Origin of the sequence: Pseudomonas sp. WS 5027, from assembly GCF_012985695.1 — a bacterium.
In the GTDB taxonomy this organism is placed as follows: domain Bacteria; phylum Pseudomonadota; class Gammaproteobacteria; order Pseudomonadales; family Pseudomonadaceae; genus Aquipseudomonas; species Aquipseudomonas hygromyciniae.
Genome location: NZ_JAAQWU010000001.1, coordinates 208,547 through 225,141, shown reverse-complemented (window position 1 = coordinate 225,141; position 16,595 = coordinate 208,547). Strand labels below are relative to the sequence as shown.

17 protein-coding genes and 1 pseudogene are annotated in these 16,595 nt (G+C 60.9%); 8 read left to right on the top strand and 10 right to left on the bottom strand.

Going from position 1 to position 16,595, the window contains the following annotated elements; translation table 11 throughout:
- The first annotated feature begins 3 nt into the window (after positions 1–3).
- Together HBO09_RS01060 and HBO09_RS01055 are read left to right on the top strand one after the other, a co-directional pair.
- A complete protein-coding gene (locus tag HBO09_RS01060; protein WP_169990960.1) occupies positions 4–573 on the top strand; it encodes an Imm26 family immunity protein in 570 nt (189 codons plus the stop codon).
- 2 nt (positions 574–575) lie between these two features.
- On the top strand, positions 576–953 hold the full coding sequence (locus tag HBO09_RS01055) for a hypothetical protein (RefSeq protein WP_169990958.1): 378 nt from the start codon (positions 576–578) through the stop codon (positions 951–953).
- Between the two features lie 119 nt (positions 954–1,072).
- Here HBO09_RS01055 and HBO09_RS01050 read toward each other — a convergent pair whose 3' ends face one another.
- From HBO09_RS01050 to HBO09_RS01040, 3 genes are all read right to left on the bottom strand, one after another.
- Complete coding sequence (locus HBO09_RS01050) at positions 1,073–1,348, bottom strand: HU family DNA-binding protein (protein WP_003213368.1); 276 nt, start codon at positions 1,346–1,348, stop codon at positions 1,073–1,075.
- Positions 1,349–1,538: 190 nt separating this feature from the next.
- Entirely contained in the window at positions 1,539–2,687 is a 1,149-nt protein-coding gene (locus HBO09_RS01045; protein ID WP_169990956.1) for an FAD-dependent oxidoreductase, read from the bottom strand.
- A gap of 38 nt (positions 2,688–2,725) precedes the next feature.
- Positions 2,726–2,893, bottom strand: coding sequence for a rubredoxin (locus tag HBO09_RS01040; protein ID WP_003213373.1), 168 nt, complete (start codon positions 2,891–2,893; stop codon positions 2,726–2,728).
- A gap of 196 nt (positions 2,894–3,089) precedes the next feature.
- Between HBO09_RS01040 and HBO09_RS01035 the strand changes: the two genes are divergently transcribed.
- Both HBO09_RS01035 and ubiA read left to right on the top strand, forming a co-directional pair.
- The gene (locus HBO09_RS01035; protein ID WP_169990953.1) at positions 3,090–3,653 is read left to right on the top strand and encodes a chorismate lyase; all 564 of its coding nucleotides are present in this window, start codon (positions 3,090–3,092) and stop codon (positions 3,651–3,653) included.
- Positions 3,653–4,543, top strand: a complete 891-nt coding sequence (gene ubiA, locus HBO09_RS01030; protein ID WP_169990951.1) for a 4-hydroxybenzoate octaprenyltransferase — start codon at positions 3,653–3,655, stop codon at positions 4,541–4,543. The genes HBO09_RS01035 and ubiA overlap by 1 nt, the downstream gene beginning before the upstream one ends.
- A 47-nt stretch (positions 4,544–4,590) precedes the next feature.
- On the opposite strand, the gene HBO09_RS01025 is transcribed toward ubiA, so the two are convergent.
- Positions 4,591–4,971 carry a hypothetical protein gene (locus HBO09_RS01025; RefSeq protein ID WP_169990949.1) on the bottom strand — a complete coding sequence of 127 codons (381 nt, stop codon included), beginning with the start codon at positions 4,969–4,971 and terminating at the stop codon, positions 4,591–4,593.
- Between the two features lie 152 nt (positions 4,972–5,123).
- On the opposite strand from HBO09_RS01025, the gene phoB reads away from it, so the two are divergent.
- The 4 genes and pseudogenes from phoB to HBO09_RS28740 form a co-directional block, all read left to right on the top strand.
- Positions 5,124–5,813, top strand: a complete 690-nt coding sequence (gene phoB / locus HBO09_RS01020; RefSeq protein WP_003176964.1) for a phosphate regulon transcriptional regulator PhoB — start codon at positions 5,124–5,126, stop codon at positions 5,811–5,813.
- An 81-nt stretch (positions 5,814–5,894) separates the two neighbouring features.
- Positions 5,895–7,181 (top strand): phosphate regulon sensor histidine kinase PhoR, encoded by a 1,287-nt coding sequence (gene phoR, locus HBO09_RS01015; protein ID WP_178120164.1) that lies wholly within the window; start codon positions 5,895–5,897, stop codon positions 7,179–7,181.
- A 397-nt stretch (positions 7,182–7,578) separates the two neighbouring features.
- Positions 7,579–8,919, top strand: coding sequence for a hemolysin family protein (locus HBO09_RS01010; RefSeq protein ID WP_169990944.1), 1,341 nt, complete (start codon positions 7,579–7,581; stop codon positions 8,917–8,919).
- Positions 8,920–8,943: 24 nt separating this feature from the next.
- Positions 8,944–9,030, top strand: a pseudogene (locus HBO09_RS28740) (outer membrane lipoprotein carrier protein LolA); the annotation flags it as partial.
- Positions 9,031–9,036: 6 nt separating this feature from the next.
- On the opposite strand, the gene HBO09_RS01005 reads toward HBO09_RS28740, so the two are convergent.
- From HBO09_RS01005 to HBO09_RS00980, 6 genes are all read right to left on the bottom strand, one after another.
- On the bottom strand, positions 9,037–9,717 hold the full coding sequence (locus HBO09_RS01005) for a M23 family metallopeptidase (protein WP_169990942.1): 681 nt from the start codon (positions 9,715–9,717) through the stop codon (positions 9,037–9,039).
- 120 nt (positions 9,718–9,837) lie between these two features.
- Positions 9,838–10,737: a response regulator gene (locus HBO09_RS01000; RefSeq protein ID WP_070996696.1), complete on the bottom strand. Its 900-nt coding sequence runs from the start codon at positions 10,735–10,737 to the stop codon at positions 9,838–9,840.
- A 168-nt stretch (positions 10,738–10,905) separates the two neighbouring features.
- Positions 10,906–11,667: a phosphate signaling complex protein PhoU gene (phoU, locus tag HBO09_RS00995; RefSeq protein WP_029289933.1), complete on the bottom strand. Its 762-nt coding sequence runs from the start codon at positions 11,665–11,667 to the stop codon at positions 10,906–10,908.
- 70 nt (positions 11,668–11,737) lie between these two features.
- Positions 11,738–12,571: a phosphate ABC transporter ATP-binding protein PstB gene (pstB, locus tag HBO09_RS00990; protein ID WP_029289934.1), complete on the bottom strand. Its 834-nt coding sequence runs from the start codon at positions 12,569–12,571 to the stop codon at positions 11,738–11,740.
- Between the two features lie 186 nt (positions 12,572–12,757).
- On the bottom strand, positions 12,758–14,428 hold the full coding sequence (pstA, locus tag HBO09_RS00985) for a phosphate ABC transporter permease PstA (RefSeq protein WP_169990940.1): 1,671 nt from the start codon (positions 14,426–14,428) through the stop codon (positions 12,758–12,760).
- Between the two features lie 15 nt (positions 14,429–14,443).
- Positions 14,444–16,477: an ABC transporter permease subunit gene (locus tag HBO09_RS00980; protein WP_169991580.1), complete on the bottom strand. Its 2,034-nt coding sequence runs from the start codon at positions 16,475–16,477 to the stop codon at positions 14,444–14,446.
- Positions 16,478–16,595 lie beyond the last annotated feature (118 nt).

Sequence of the window (16,595 nt, the reverse complement as noted above, 5' to 3'; positions counted from 1 at the left end):
TTCATGACGGTTCTGAAAGCACCTAAGCCCGGCGATTTATTTTACATACCGGCCCTCAATGCAAACGATGAACCGGGCTTCGTGATCGCCCGCTACATTGAGCTCATACCACCAGCGCTCGGCCATTTGATCGAGGTGTTCGCCCATTTTTATACACAGATCCCTGCCTCTATCGAGGAAGTAGACATGTCGCGCCGATTATTCAGGCCGATATTCTGCAGCATGCGCTTTTCGGGTATTCCACGCTGGAAAATACTTTTCAGTGATCCCGGGTATAAAAAATCCGACTCCCATTACGACAAAATCCAATTCGCCTTTGAAAGGCGAATCTGGATGGGTGGTACCAGCCATCCAGCGACCGCAGAACAACTTTCGGGGATAGAGCCGTCCATTTGCTGGCGAATGGACCATATTGTTTTTCGCGTTATTGCTCATCTACGAGGAGCCATCGAGGAAAACGCATGCATGGAGCACTTTGACTTACCGGAAGATTTGCGGGTTGATAGCAGCGTTGCCCTCGACCGGGTAAACAAGGTAGCGCACAGCATGCAGTTGCTGTTCAAGAGTAAATAACAATGGGCGACTGGAATGTACAACCGTGGGCCAACGATGAAGCCGCAGACTGGTTTCACAGTTTTTGGGAGAACCATGATTTCGCTGTTCTGATTGATGAAATCAATGACTTTGATCCCAACGAAGAACGTTACGACAGTGTCAGGGCCGCCAGCTATCTTTTACAAACCCTGGGGATCGCCTATGTATGGCCGTCAGCACATCAGGAGGCCCTCAAACCACTGCTGGTGAAAGCCATATCGATCTTGTCCAACATGATAAATCCCCCTGATGAAAGCTGGGGCTTTCTGGATATGTGGGGTCATTCCCCTAGCGTGATTGAAAGCGTGAGAATGCAAATAGAAGCGCTTGAAGCCCGCCTGGGCGACTTGGCGACCTAGAAAAGAGACACGGATTACCTTCATCGCCCAAGAACCGGCCCCAACAAAAATGGGCACCCGACCCAGTCGGCGTGCCCATTTTTCATACCTCCCCGCCTCCCTTCGAGACGGTGCCGTGCTTACGGGTTGACGCTGTCTTTGAGCGACTTACCCGGTTTGAACGCTACGGTGTTGCTCGCCTTGATTTTCACCGGCTCGCCGGTTTGCGGGTTTTTGCCGGTGCGGGCGCCGCGGTGGCGCTGCAGGAAGGTGCCGAAACCAACCAGGGTGACGCTGTCTTTGCGGTGCAATGCGCCAGTGATTTCTTCAAGAACGGCGTTGAGGACGCGGTTGGCCTGTTCTTTGGTCAGGTCTGCTTTTTCTGCAATGGCGGCTGCGAGTTCTGGTTTACGCATAGGTGAAGCCTCTTTGACGGTTTTTTGTTGTTATGTCCGTGCTGCTCTCTGCTGGAGCAGCGCCAAGGCGCCGCAGGCTCTACTCTGCGGCAGACGGGAGTGAGGATGGCATGCCATTGGTGCCTGCGCCAGTCTCGCAGCGACCTTTCTAAGGGGAAGAAGGTGCCTATTGCGACAGAACGACCAGTATTTACGCCAGCAGTGGCGGAAGTTCTTTATTCAGGGCCAGTTTTTCCATGACTGCCGTGCCGGTAAGCGCGTAGCCCAGCAGACGGCCGCTGGCGTCGCGGCACAAGGCTTTGATGTCGCCGCCCTGCCCTTCGACGCTCCACACGCCTTCAGTGCCCCGTGGCGGTGGCGAGACCACCAGCGGGCACGCCGGGGTTTTCACCGTGACCGGCATCGGCCCGTAGTTGACGGCCGTGGCGTTGCCCACCAGGGTTTGGGCCAGGGCGCGGGCGCAGCTCATCAGGGGCATGACGTACAGCAGGTTCAGGCCATCGACCTCGGCGCAGTCGCCCAGGGCGTAGATATTGGCGTGGGAGGTCTTGAGGTGGCGGTCGACCATGATCCCACGGTTGATTTGCAGGCCGGCCGCAGCCGCCAGGTCCACCCGTGGACGCAAGCCAATGGCGGAGACCACCAGGTCGCATTCGATTACCGTGCCATCGGACAGGTGGGCTTCCAGGCCGTCAGCCGTGCGCTGCAGGCGGTTGAGCACCGGCCCCAGGTGGAAGCGCGCACCGAGGCCTTCGAGCCCGGCCTGCACCGCTGCAGCCGCTGCCGGGTGCAGCAGGGTCGGCATGACTTGCTCGCAAGGCGCCACCAGGTCGATGGTGTAGCCGCCGAGGATCAGGTCGTTGGCAAACTCACAGCCGATCAGGCCAGCGCCCAATAGCAGTACGCGGCGCTTGCCGGCGGCGGCGTGGCGAAAGCGCGCGTAGTCTTCCAGGTCGTTGATCGGAAAAATCAGTTCAGCGGCATCGCCCTCGACCGGTACCTGTACCGTCTGGGCGCCCCAGGCCAGGATCAGGTCGCGGTAGGCCACCGCCTCCTCGCCAATCCACAGGCGCTTATGACCAGGATCGATGCCGCTGATACGGGTATGGGTGCGCACTTCGGCCTTGAGTTGCTCGGCCATGGCGCCAGGGGTCGCCATGCTCAGGCCATCGGCATCCTTGTTTTTGCCAAAGCCGGTGGAGAGCATGGGCTTGGAGTAGGAGCGCCCGTCATCTGCGGTGATCAGCAACAGCGGGGTTTCGCTGTCGAGCTTGCGAAACTCCCGAGCCAGGTTGTAACCGGCCAAGCCCGTACCGATGATCACGACAGGTGCGCTCATTCCATTCTCCTTGTAGTACGTTTCTTAAATTCAGCGAATCAACCGATTTCGATCATTTCGAAATCCATTTTGCCGACGCCACAGTCCGGGCACAGCCAGTCTTCCGGGACGTCTTGCCACAGGGTGCCTGGGGCGATCCCATCATCCGGCCAACCGTCCTTCTCGTCATAGATCAGGCCGCAGACTACACATTGCCACTTCTTCATTACTTGCTTCCTCAGGGTCCAGGCTTACTGGCCGACAGTCGATAGATCCAGCATTGCCGTCCGGCTCAGGGCGTTTTGTACTGATCGGGGCGCCCAGATGCAAGCACGTTCGGCCCAATGTCCCGGCGCAGCCCGGCAAAAATTCGGGTGACCATGGTAAGCTCGGCGCCTCATTAACTGCCAATAATGACTCCCCGTGCCGCATTCGATTGCCGTTCCCGATGCTTGCCAATGGTTGAACCAGAGCCTTCTGCACCCTCTGCCCGCACCTCCTGCCCTCGACTGGCTGTTCGACGAGGGCTCGCTGACCCGCCGCCTGACGCACCTGTCCAACGATGGTTTCAGTGTTACGCCACTGTTCGAAGGCTGGCAGCCCCTGCGAGACGACGAATGCGCCGCCCTCGACCTGCCAGCCGCCAGTATCGGCTGGGTCCGCGAGGTGTATTTGCGCGGTCACGGCCAGGCCTGGGTGTTCGCCCGCAGCGTAGCGGCGCGCAGTGCCTTGCAGGGCGACGGCTTGCATATGGATGAATTGGGCAGTCGTTCCCTGGGTGAGTTGCTGTTTTGTGACCAGGCATTCACCCGCCAGGCCATCGAAGTCTGCCACTACCCACGCGCCTGGCTGCCGACGGCAGATCAGGCCAATGGCTTGTGGGCGCGGCGCTCGCGCTTTGATCGCGGCGCGTTGAGTGTCTTGGTGGCGGAAGTGTTCCTGCCGAGCCTGTGGCAAGCAGTGCACCAATCTGTGGAGAATTGCTGATGTATCAGCGCCTGCTCAAATCCCTGGACCATCTGAACCCACGGGCCTGGGACTTCGTTCAATTGACCCGGATGGACAAGCCCATCGGCATCTATCTGCTGCTGTGGCCCACCCTGTGGGCGCTGTGGATCGCCGGCAAGGGCTCGCCGTCGTTGAGCAATATCGTGATTTTTGTCTTGGGCGTGACACTGACCCGGGCAGCGGGCTGTGTGATCAATGACTGGGCTGACCGCAAGGTCGACGGCCATGTGAAGCGCACCGCGCAACGCCCGCTGGCGAGCGGCAAGATCAGCTCCAAAGAAGCTTTGGTGTTCTTTGCGGTGCTGATGTCCATCAGTTTCCTGCTGGTGCTGCTGACCAACGCCGCCACCATCTGGCTATCCCTGGGCGGCCTGGCGCTGGCTGTCAGTTATCCGTTCATGAAGCGCTACACCTATTACCCGCAGGTGGTGCTGGGCGCGGCGTTTTCCTGGGGCATGCCCATGGCGTTTACCGCCGAGACCGGCAGCCTGCCGGCCATTGCCTGGCTGCTGTATATCGCCAACTTGCTGTGGACGGTGGCGTACGACACCTATTACGCGATGACCGACCGCGATGACGATCTGAAAATCGGCGTCAAATCCACCGCGATCCTGTTTGGCGATGCCGACCGGATCATCATCCTCACCCTGCAGGGGCTGGCGCTGCTATGCCTGCTGCTGGCGGGCTCGCGCTTCGAACTGGGTGGCTGGTTCCATCTGGGGCTAGTGGCGGCGGCAGGGTGTTTTGCCTGGGAGTTCTGGTACACCCGGGATCGGGACCGGATGAAATGCTTCAAGGCGTTTTTGCACAACCATTGGGCGGGATTGGCGATTTTTGTCGGGATTGTGGCCGACTACGCCTTCAGGTAATGCCCTGTACCTTGTAGGAGCCGGCTTGCCGGCTCCTACAGGGGAGCTCAGGGCTTGGCGATCTTCCAGGCACCATCCATTTTGCCGTCGCCGGTTGCATCGCCGGCCTTCTTGTCGGCAATGAAGGTATACAACGGCTTGCCGTCATAGGCCCACTGGCTGGTGTTGTCGTCACGGGTGATGACGGTCCACTTGCCCATTGGCTTATCGGTGGACTCGGCCTTCAACGGTGGCCAGTTGGTAGCGCACTTGTCATTGCAGGCAGACTTGCCATCAGCATCCTTGGCAAAGGTATAGAGCGCCATCCCCTTGTGATCCACCAACATCCCGTCTTTAGTCATGGCTGGATCCGCCGCAAGAGCCAGTGTCGGCAGCGTCAACGCCGCCGTGACCAGCAGGGCTTTCCAGGAAAAAATACGTTGATTCATCAGAACCTTCCTTTTGCGGTTGTCAGGATTCGGACTCAAAGCGTAGTTCAGGACTCGGCCGATTGCGCAGGCCAGTAAAATACTGTCACACGACTGCAATAATTCCGTTATCTAATGCGGCGCAAGACAGTTAAATGACAAGAGGACTTAGCATGGTTGGCAGGAGCATTCTGATCGTTGACGACGAAGCGCCCATTCGCGAAATGATCGCCGTTGCGTTGGAAATGGCCGGCTATGACTGCTTGGAGGCGGAGAACTCCCAGCAGGCCCACGCCATTATCGTCGACCGCAAACCGGACCTGATCCTGCTGGACTGGATGCTGCCCGGCACCTCCGGCATCGAGTTGGCCCGGCGCCTCAAACGCGATGAGCTGACCGGCGATATCCCGATCATCATGCTCACCGCCAAGGGCGAAGAGGACAACAAGATCCAGGGCCTGGAAGTGGGCGCCGATGACTACATCACCAAGCCGTTTTCCCCACGGGAACTGGTCGCTCGCCTAAAGGCCGTGCTGCGCCGCGCCGGGCCGACCGATGGTGAGGCTCCGATTGAAGTCGGCGGCCTGCTGCTGGACCCGATCAGCCACCGCGTGACCATCGACGGCAAGCCGGCCGAGATGGGCCCGACTGAATACCGCCTGTTGCAGTTCTTCATGACCCACCAAGAACGCGCCTACACCCGCGGCCAACTGCTGGACCAGGTGTGGGGCGGCAACGTGTATGTCGAGGAGCGCACCGTGGACGTGCATATCCGCCGCCTGCGCAAAGCCTTGGGCGATGCCTACGAGAATCTGGTACAAACCGTGCGCGGTACCGGTTATCGGTTTTCCACCAAAGGCTGAGCCAGCCCTAACCAGACTTAACAGCCGACAAGGACGCATGTTCAAGTGAATCAAAACTGGCATGGCACCCTGATCCGCCACATGCTCCTGCTGGTCACCGGCTGCCTGTTGGTCGGCCTGATCAGCGGCTACTACGGCTGGAGCCTGGCCATCGGCCTGGGCCTCTATCTGGGCTGGACCCTCAAGCAATTGCTGCGCCTGCACGAGTGGCTGCGCCAGCACACACCCGATGAAGCGCCACCCGACGGCTATGGCCTGTGGGGCGAGGTGTTCGACAGCATCTACCACCTGCAACGCCGCGACCAACGGGTTCGTGGCCGCCTGCAAGCGGTAATCGACCGGGTCCAGGAGTCGACCGCGGCACTCAAGGACGCGGTGATCATGCTCGACAGCGACGGCAACCTGGAATGGTGGAACCGTGCCGCCGAAACCCTGCTGGGCCTGAAGACGCCCCAGGACAGCGGCCAGCCGGTGACCAACCTGGTGCGCCATCCGCGCTTCAAGGAGTACTTCGAGCAGGACAACTTCGAAGAGGCCCTGGAAATCCCGTCGCCCACCAACGACCGGGTGCGCATCCAGCTGTACCTCACGCGCTACGGCAACAACGAGCATTTGATGCTGGTGCGCGACGTCACCCGCATCCATCAGTTGGAGCAGATGCGCAAGGATTTCGTCGCCAACGTCTCCCACGAATTGCGTACGCCCCTGACAGTGATCTGCGGCTACCTGGAGACGCTGCTGGACAACGTCGAAGAGGTCAACCCGCGCTGGAGCCGCGCCTTGCAGCAAATGCAGCAACAAGGCTCACGCATGCAGACCCTGCTCAACGACCTGTTACTGCTGGCCAAGCTGGAAGCCACCGACTACCCCTCGGACAACCATCCCGTGGCCGTACAGAGCCTGCTGCAGACCATCAAGAACGATGCCCAGGCGCTGTCCGGCGAACGCGGCCAACACATCACCCTGGAAGCCGACCCGTCGGTGCTGCTCAAGGGCAGCGAGGGCGAGTTGCGCAGTGCTTTTTCCAACCTGGTGTTCAACGCCGTGAAGTACACCCAGGACAAAGGAACGATCCGCATCCGTTGGTGGGCCGATCACCAGGGTGCGCACCTGAGCGTGCAGGATTCGGGGATTGGTATCGACAGCAAGCACTTGCCACGCCTGACCGAGCGTTTCTACCGCGTCGACTCCAGCCGCAACTCCAACACCGGCGGTACCGGGTTGGGCCTGGCGATCGTCAAGCATGTGCTGTTGCGCCATCGGGCCCGCCTGGAAATCAGCAGCGTACTGGGCCATGGCAGCACCTTTACCTGCCACTTTGCGCCGACCCAGGTCACCCGTTCGCTGGAAATCGCGACGAAGGAATAATCTAAAGCTATCCCCATTCCCTGAAGCTACTGTCAGAACCTGACGAACTCCCCCTGTGGCGAGCGGGCTTGTCGGAACGCCGCATCGCCCGCGCTGGGCTGCGAAGCAGCCCCAATGAGCCCAATGCGGTGTATCAGATACTCCGTAGTGGCTGGTTTTGGGGCTGCTTCGCAGCCCAGCGCGGGGCAAGCCCGCTCGCCACAACAGCCCTATCTGCTTGGTTCTATCGCAGGCAAGCCCGCTCCTACATAAGCCCAATGCAGCATGCATTCACGGCCCCACCCGGCAGGCGCCACTAGGCAAGCGCCCCGTCAGCCGCTACATTGCGTGACTTGTGCCCGCCCTTGAGGCACAGCCATCACCCTTTTTGAATACACGGAACCCGCAAAACCCCATCATGGACCCTTCCCCTGGTATCACCCTCGCGACACTCTTCGCCGACTTCGGCATGATTCTTTTTGCACTGATCCTGGTACTGCTCAACGGTTTCTTCGTTGCTGCGGAATTTGCCATGGTCAAACTGCGCTCCACCCGGGTCGAGGCCATCGCCCACACCAACGGCTGGCGCGGGCAGATCCTGCGCACCGTACACAGCCAGCTCGACGCCTATCTGTCGGCCTGCCAGCTGGGCATCACCCTCGCCTCCCTGGGCCTGGGCTGGGTCGGCGAGCCGGCTTTTGCGCACATCCTGGAGCCGTTGCTGGGGGCCATGGGCGTCGAGTCGCCTGAAGTCATCAAGGGCGTGTCGTTCTTCGCCGCCTTCTTCGTGATTTCGTACCTACACATCGTGGTCGGTGAGCTGGCGCCCAAGTCCTGGGCCATTCGCAAGCCCGAGTTGCTGTCGCTGTGGACCGCAGTGCCGCTGTACCTGTTCTACTGGGCGATGTACCCGGCAATCTACCTGCTCAACGCCAGCGCCAACGCGATCCTGCGCATCGCCGGCCAGGGCGAGCCCGGCCCCCATCACGAGCACCATTACAGCCGCGAAGAGCTCAAGCTGATCCTGCACTCCAGCCGTGGCCAGGACCCGAGCGACCAAGGCATGCGCGTGCTGGCCTCGGCCGTGGAAATGGGCGAGCTGGAAGTGGTGGACTGGGCCAACTCCCGGGAAGACCTGGTGACCCTGGACTTCAACGCCCCGCTCAAGGAAATCCTCGCGCTGTTCCGCCGCCACAAATTCAGCCGTTACCCGGTGTATGACGCCGTGCGCGGTGAGTTTGTCGGCTTGCTGCACATCAAGGATTTGCTACTGGAACTGGCGGCCCTGGATCATATTCCCGAGTCGTTCAACCTGGCCGAGCTGACCCGCCCGTTGGAGCGCGTGTCGCGGCACATGCCGCTGTCGCAGCTGCTGGAGCAGTTCCGCAAGGGCGGCGCGCACTTTGCCCTGGTTGAAGAGGCCGACGGCAATATCATCGGCTACCTGACCATGGAAGACGTGCTGGAAGTGCTGGTGGGCGATATCCAGGACGAACACCGCAAGGCCGAGCGCGGCATCCTCGCCTATCAGCCGGGCAAGCTGCTGGTGCGTGGCGATACGCCGCTGTTCAAGATCGAGCGCCTGCTGGGCATCGACCTGGACCATATCGAGGCCGAAACCCTCGCCGGCTTGATCTACGACACCCTGAACCGGGTGCCGGAAGAGGAAGAAGTGCTGGAGGTTGAAGGCCTGCGGATCATCATCAAGAAGATGAAAGGCCCGAAAATCGTGCTGGCCAAGGTGCTGATGCTCGACTAGGGCACACCCTCTGTAGGAGCGAGCTTGCTCGCGAAGGGCGTTAACGATAACGCGGGGATCCTGACACCCGGCAGCGCCCTCAGGTTTTTCGCGAGCAAGCTCGCTCCTACAAAAGCCTTACCGCGTGCCCAACGCAAAGTTGGGCAACGCCTGTACCGGCTGCGTGAACTCATACGGGATCGACACCCACCCCGCCCCCGTATCGCGCTGCACCACAAAATGCAGGTGTGGCCCGCTGCTGTTGCCGGTATTGCCCGACAGCGCCAGCGGGCTGCCCACCGCCACCCGCTGTCCATCCCTGACGCTGACCGACCCTTGCTTGAGGTGCAGATACACGCCCTGAGTGCCGTCATCGTGCAATACACGCACGAAGTTGCCCGAGGGATCACTGCCCCGCCCCGATTGGCTGTTCTCTGTCTTCACTACCACCCCGCCCCGCGCTGCGATGATCGGCGTGCCTTCGGGCATGGCGATGTCCATGGCGTAGCGGCTCTTCACATCGGAGTGACTGAACGTCCCTCCAGGGCCTTGGGTCAGGCGAAACGGCCCGCCGCGCCAGGGCAACGGGTAGCGCTGCAACTGCGCTGGCCGCAGATTACGCAGCGGCTGGGGATCAAGCACCTGGCGCTTGACCGGCACGGCACGGCGCTCCTGGAACACAAACGCCTGGGCGCCTGGGGTCTTCTGGTCGCTGAAGAACACCACGCCACGGGCATCGGTGGAACGATAGAGGGTCATGGCCAGGGTCGATGACGCGACTGCACACAGGCCACAAAACAGCAAAAAACGCACAAGCATCGGATAAACCTGCCAGGTATGACTGACCGGCAGGCTAGCAAGGGTTCATGACAATGTTGTGTGGACCGGCTCCCCTGTAGGAGCCGGCTTGCCCGCTCCTACAGGGGTCAGGGGGTTGGTTCAGGCACCCGGCACAAAATGCTTCTGCGCTGTGCCTCGGGCGATCAGCCGGGAGATGTAGTCGAGTTTCTGCGCGTCCTGATCGATAAAGCGGAAGGTCAGTTGCAACCAGTCGCTGTCGGGACGCGGCTCGTAGGCGACGATGGCATGCAGGTAGCCATTGAGGCGGGCGGTTTCGGCGTTCTCGCCTTGTTCAAGGTCGAGCACCGCGCTTTCCAGCACTTGGGGCAGGACGTCGCCACGGCGCACCACCAGCAACGCCTCCTTGATGCTCAGGCCCTTGATCACGCATTGCTGGGTACCACTGGACAGGCGCAACTGGCCCTGGCCACGCCCACTGGCGGCCGACGGCGCGGCGGCGGCCTGCACGGGCGGGCTGTTGAGCAGGCCTTTGCTCGGCGCGGCGACCGGGGCTGGCTTGACCGCTTCGGGCTTGCCGCCGGTCAGGGCGCTGAGGGAGTCGTTGCCAAAGGCCGAGTTCATCTTGGTCGGTGCGCTGGCCAGCAAAGCGTCGAGGCGCCCGATCTTGTTCAGGGCCTGCTTGACCTTGTTCAGTAACTGCTCGTTGGTGAACGGCTTGCTGACGTAGCCGGAGACGCCGGCCTGGATGGCCTGGACCACGTTTTCCTTGTCGCCACGGCTGGTGACCATGACAAACGGCATGGACTTGAGCTGCGGCTGTTCGCGGCACCAGGTCAACAATTCCAGGCCCGACATTTCCGGCATTTCCCAGTCGCACAACACCATGTCGAAGGTTTCGCGCATCAGGATGGCCTGGGCCTTTTTGCCGTTTACCGCATCTTCAATCTTGATACCGGGGAAGTAGTTACGCAGGCACTTCTTCACCAGGTCGCGAATAAACGAGGCGTCATCCACCACCAACACACTGACTTTACTCATCGACCCTTCATCCTCTCAAAACCCCGGCAAGCAAAACGCTTAACTGATGGCATTTTGCCAAAAACTTGTCAGTCACGCCGGGACTTTATGGCTGCCCGCAGCGCAAAACTCATACGCCACAAACGCAAACGCCCGACCAGAGGCCGGGCGTTTATTTCTCGGGCAATCTTACTTATCGTCAGATTCGTCCGGAACATTAGGGATTTGATCGGCCGTGCCTTCAACTTCGGCTTTCATGCGCTTGAGGCCCATGTGCCGCACGTCGGTGCCGCGTACCAGATAAATGACCAATTCCGAGATATTACGCGCGTGGTCGCCGATCCGTTCCAGGGAGCGCAGCACCCAGATGATGCTCAACACCCGCGAGATAGAGCGCGGGTCTTCCATCATGTAGGTCGCCAGTTCACGCAGGGCGGTCTTGTACTCACGGTCGATGATCTTGTCGTACTGGGCCACCGACAACGCCAGGTCGGCGTCGAAACGGGCAAAAGCATCCAGCGCATCGCGCACCATGTTGCGCACCTGGTCGCCGATGTGGCGCACTTCGACGTAACCGCGCGGCGCTTCGCCTTCTTCGCACAACTGGATGGCGCGACGGGCGATTTTGGTGGCTTCGTCGCCGATACGCTCCAAATCGATCACCGACTTGGAAATGCTGATGATCAAACGCAGGTCGGACGCCGCCGGCTGGCGACGGGCGAGGATGCGCAGGCATTCCTCGTCGATGTTGCGCTCCATCTGGTTGATCTGGTCGTCGATCTCGCGCACTTGCTGGGCAAGGCCCGAGTCGGCCTCGATCAGCGCGGTCACCGCATCGTTGACTTGCTTCTCCACCAGCCCGCCCATGGCCAGGAGGTGGCTGCGCACTTCCTCAAGCTCGGCGTTGAACTGCGCGGAGATGTGGTGGGTAAGGCCTTCTTTGCTAATCATGTTGGCGTCCTTGGAGCGTCCGGTAAGGTGCGGAGAACCGCAGCGTCAGTGCAATCAGAACCACAGCTTCCTAGCCGTAGCGACCGGTGATGTAGTCTTCGGTCTGCTTCTTCGCCGGATTAGTGAACAGGGTATCGGTATCGCCAAATTCCACCAGCTTGCCCATGTACATGAACGCGGTGTAGTCGGAAACCCGCGCCGCCTGTTGCATGTTGTGGGTCACGATGACGATGGTGAACTTGGACTTGAGCTCGTAGATCAGCTCTTCGACTTTCAGCGTCGAGATCGGGTCGAGTGCCGAGCACGGTTCGTCGAGCAGCAGTACTTCCGGCTCCACGGCGATGGTACGGGCAATCACCAGACGCTGCTGCTGGCCGCCGGACAGGCCGAGGGCCGATTCGTGCAGGCGGTCCTTGACCTCGTCCCACAGCGCCGCGCCTTTAAGGGCCCACTCGACCGCTTCGTCGAGGATGCGCTTTTTGTTGATGCCCTGGATGCGCAGGCCGTAGACCACGTTTTCGTAGATGGTCTTGGGGAACGGGTTGGGTTTCTGGAACACCATGCCCACCCGACGACGCAGCTCGGCCACGTCTTCGCCCTTGCGGTAGATGTTGCTGCCGTAGAGGTTGATCGCGCCTTCCACACGGCAACCGTCCACCAGGTCGTTCATGCGGTTGAAGGTGCGCAGCAGCGTGGACTTGCCGCAGCCCGACGGGCCGATAAAAGCGGTCACGCGCTGCTTGGGGATGTTCATGCTGACATCGAACAGTGCCTGCTTCTCACCGTAGTACAGGCTCAGGCCCGGGACTTCGATGGCTACGGTTTCTTCGGCCAGGCTCAGGCTTTGCTTGTCGCGACCCAGGGCTGACATGTTGATGCCGTGGGAATGGGTTTCATGTTGCATGGGATGCTCCCTGTGCTACCAATTCGTTTCGTTGAACCGCGGCTTCATAGTGAGCCTTGCGGTTTACCTCAAATCTGTTTCCAACTCGGTTCCCTGTGGGAGCGGGCTTGCTCGCGAAAGCGTCAGGTCAGAGACACCGCATTCGCGAGCAAGCCCGCTCCCACACTGGGTCCGCGTTCATTTCAATCAGCTATCCAGCGCTTTGTACTTCTCGCGCAGGTGGTTACGAATCCATACCGCCGACAGGTTCAGCGTGGCGATCACCAGCACCAGCAGGAACGCGGTGGCGTACACCAGCGGGCGAGCGGCCTCGACGTTGGGGCTCTGGAAGCCGACGTCGTAGATATGGAAGCCCAAGTGCATGATCTTCTGGTCCAGGTGCAGGTACGGGTAGTTGCCGTCCAGCGGCAGCGACGGCGCCAGCTTCACCACACCCACCAACATCAGCGGCGCCACTTCACCGGCGGCACGGGCCACGGCGAGGATCATGCCGGTCATCATCGCCGGGCTGGCCATGGGCAGGACGATTTTCCACAGCGTTTCCGCCTTGGTCGCGCCCAGTGCCAGGGAGCCTTCGCGCACGGTACGCGGGATGCGTGCCAGGCCTTCTTCGGTGGCCACGATCACCACCGGTACCGCCAGCAGCGCCAGGGTCAGCGAGGCCCACAACAGCCCCGGCGTACCGAAGGTCGGTGCCGGTAGGGCTTCGGGGAAGAACAGACGGTCAACCGAACCACCCAACACATAGACGAAAAAGCCCAGGCCGAACACGCCGTAGACAATCGCCGGGACACCCGCCAGGTTGTTCACCGCGATACGGATGATGCGGGTCAAGGTGTTCTGCTTGGCGTATTCACGCAGGTAGACCGCCGCCAGTACGCCGAACGGGGTCACGATCATCGCCATGATCAGGGTCATCATCACGGTGCCGAAGATCGCCGGGAAAATCCCGCCTTCGGTGTTGGCTTCCCGTGGGTCATCGCTGAGGAATTCCCAGACCTTGCTGAAATAGAACCCTATCTTGGTCAGGGTGCCCATGGCGTTCGGCTGGTAGGCGTGCACCACGTGGCCGATGTTGATTTCAAGCTCTTTGCCGTTGGCGTCGCGGGCCGTGAGGCTGTCGCGGTTGAACTGGGCGTGCAGGTCCGTCAGGCGTGCCTCGATGGCCTGGTAACGCGCATTCAGCTCCGCGCGGTCGGCATCCATGTCGGCCTGGGCGGCGGCGTCGAGCTTGCCGCTGAGCTCCAGTTTGCGACCGTGCAGACGGATACGCTCAAGACCTGCGTTGATCGCGCCAATATCGCTCTTCTCAAGGGTCTTGAGGTCGGCGGCCAGCTTGTTCACCCGCTCAACCCGCGCCTGCAGCTCTGGCCACGCAGCCTCGCCTTCGGCGACGACTTTGCCATCCTGCTTGACGTTGACCAGGGTGCCGTAGAAGTTGCCCCACTCACGGCGCTCGATGGCCATCAATTCCACAGGCGTGGTCTGGTCGGTCAGCCACTCGCCGACGATCCACGTGAAGTCGTTGCCGTTCAAGTCACGGTTGCCGACCTTGATCAGCTCACGGGTCATGAACTCCGGACCTTCGTCCGGTACCGGCAGGCCGGCACTTTTCAGGCGCTCGCGCGGCACTTGTTCTTTCTGTACCACTTCGCCGATGACGATGTGGTTGGCCTGGCCCGGCACGTTGTAGTTGGCCTGGATCAGGTCAGCCGGCCAGAAGTGACCCAAGCCGCGCACAGCAATCACAGCCAGCAAACCAATGGTCATGATGACCGCGATGGCCACCGCACCACCGCTGATCCAGACGCCTGGGGCGCCGCTCTTGAACCATCCATTCAGGGAGTTCTGTTTCACAGACTTCTACCTTTCTTAAAGCGACGAGTATTTCTTGCGCAGACGCTGACGGATCAGCTCGGCGAGGGTGTTCATGATGAAAGTGAACAGCAGCAGCACCAGCGCCGAGAGGAACAGCACACGGTAGTGACTGCCGCCCACTTCCGACTCGGGCATTTCCACCGCGACGTTGGCTGCGAGCGTTCGCAGGCCTTCGAACAGGTTCATTTCCATGACCGGGGTGTTACCCGTGGCCATCAACACGATCATGGTTTCACCTACCGCACGGCCCATGCCGATCATCAGCGCCGAGAAAATCCCCGGGCTGGCAGTCAGCAACACCACGCGGGTCATGGTCTGCCATGGCGTAGCGCCCAGGGCCAGGGAACCCAGGGTCAGGCCACGCGGCACGCTGAACACGGCGTCTTCGGCGATGGAGTAGATGTTCGGGATCACCGCAAAACCCATGGCCAGACCGACCACCAGTGCGTTGCGCTGGTCGTAAGTGATGCCAAGGTCGTGGGAAATCCACATGCGCATGTCGCCACCGAAGAACCAGGTTTCCAGGTACGGGCTCATGTACAGCGAGAGCCAGCCCACAAACAGGATCACCGGGATCAGGATCGCGCTTTCCCAGCCATCCGGAACCCGCAGGCGGATCGACTCAGGCAGGCGGCTGAAGATGAAGCCGGCCAGCAGGATGCCAATGGGCAACAACATCAGCAGGCTGAAAATCCCCGGCAAGTGCCCTTCGACATACGGCGCCAGGAATAGGCCGGCGAAGAAGCCGAGGATCACCGTGGGCATCGCTTCCATCAGTTCGATCACCGGCTTGACCTTGCGGCGCAGGCTCGGGGCCATGAAGTAAGCGGTATAGATAGCCGCGGCGATGGCCAGTGGGGCAGCCAGCAGCATGGCGTAGAACGCGGCCTTGAGCGTACCGAAAGTCAGTGGCGCCAGGCTCATCTTGGGTTCGAAGTCGCTGTTGGCGGCGGTCGATTGCCAGACGTATTTAGGCTCGTCGTAGTTTTCGTACCAGACCTTGCTCCACAACGCGCTCCAGGACACTTCCGGGTGCGGGTTGTCGAGCCCCAGCGGCTGCAGCTTGCCGCCGGCTTCGACGATCACGCGGTTGGCCCGTGGCGACATGCCAAAGATGCCCTGGCCTTCGACCACCGGGTCGACCAGCAAGGTACGGTGCGCGGTGCTGTGGAACACCCCGAACTTGCCGGAGGCATCCAGGGCGACGAAGCCTTTGCGACGCTCTTCGGCGGTGATTTCAACGATAGGCGTGGTGCCCATCTGGAAGGTGCGGATCTGCTTGAAACGTTGCTCGCCATCCGGGTCGCGGGCCATGAACCACTGGGCCAGGCCGCCCTTGGAGTTACCGACGATCAACGAGATGCCGCCCACCAACTGGGTGCTGGCGGTGATTTCGGCGTTGCCATCTTCCAACAATTTGTAGCGACCGTTGAGGCTGTTGTCCCGCAGGCTGAACACATCGGCCAGGGCGCGACCGTTGATCACATACAGCCATTGCTGGCGCGGATCGACGAAGATCGCTTTCACAGGCTCAGTCATTTGCGGCAGTTCGATGCGCTTCTGCTCGCTGACGACTTCGCCGGTCATCATGTTTTCTTCGCGGCTCACCGACAGCACGTTCAGGTGCGAACCGGCAGAACCGGCAACGACCAGCGAGCTGTCAGTGGCATTCAGGGCCACATGCTCCAGCGGTCGACCGGCCTCGTCGAGCACCATCGGCGTTTCACCGTAGGGGTATTCGATCTCGGGCGAAATGGTCTTCTTGCCGTCCGGGTAGGTCACTTTATAGGAGTGACGGAACACCAGGGACTGGCCATTGGACAGGCCGAGGATCACCAGCGGGCTGCCGGGCTGGTCTTCACCAATGGACACCACGCTGGCGCCGGCTGGCAGGGCCAGGTCGACACGCTTGAGTTCAGCCCCGGTATCGACACTGAAGAACAATGCCTGGCCCTTGTCGGAAACCCGCATGGCGACCTGGTTCTGTTCTTCCATCGAGATCAGCAACGGCTTGCCGGCATCCTGCATCCAGGCAGGAGTCAGGGCCTCATCCTTGGTCAGGCTGGCACCCTGGAACAGCGGCGCGACCACATAGGCCAGGAAGAAGAAAATCAGGGTGATAGCGGCGAGAACGGCAAGACCGCCG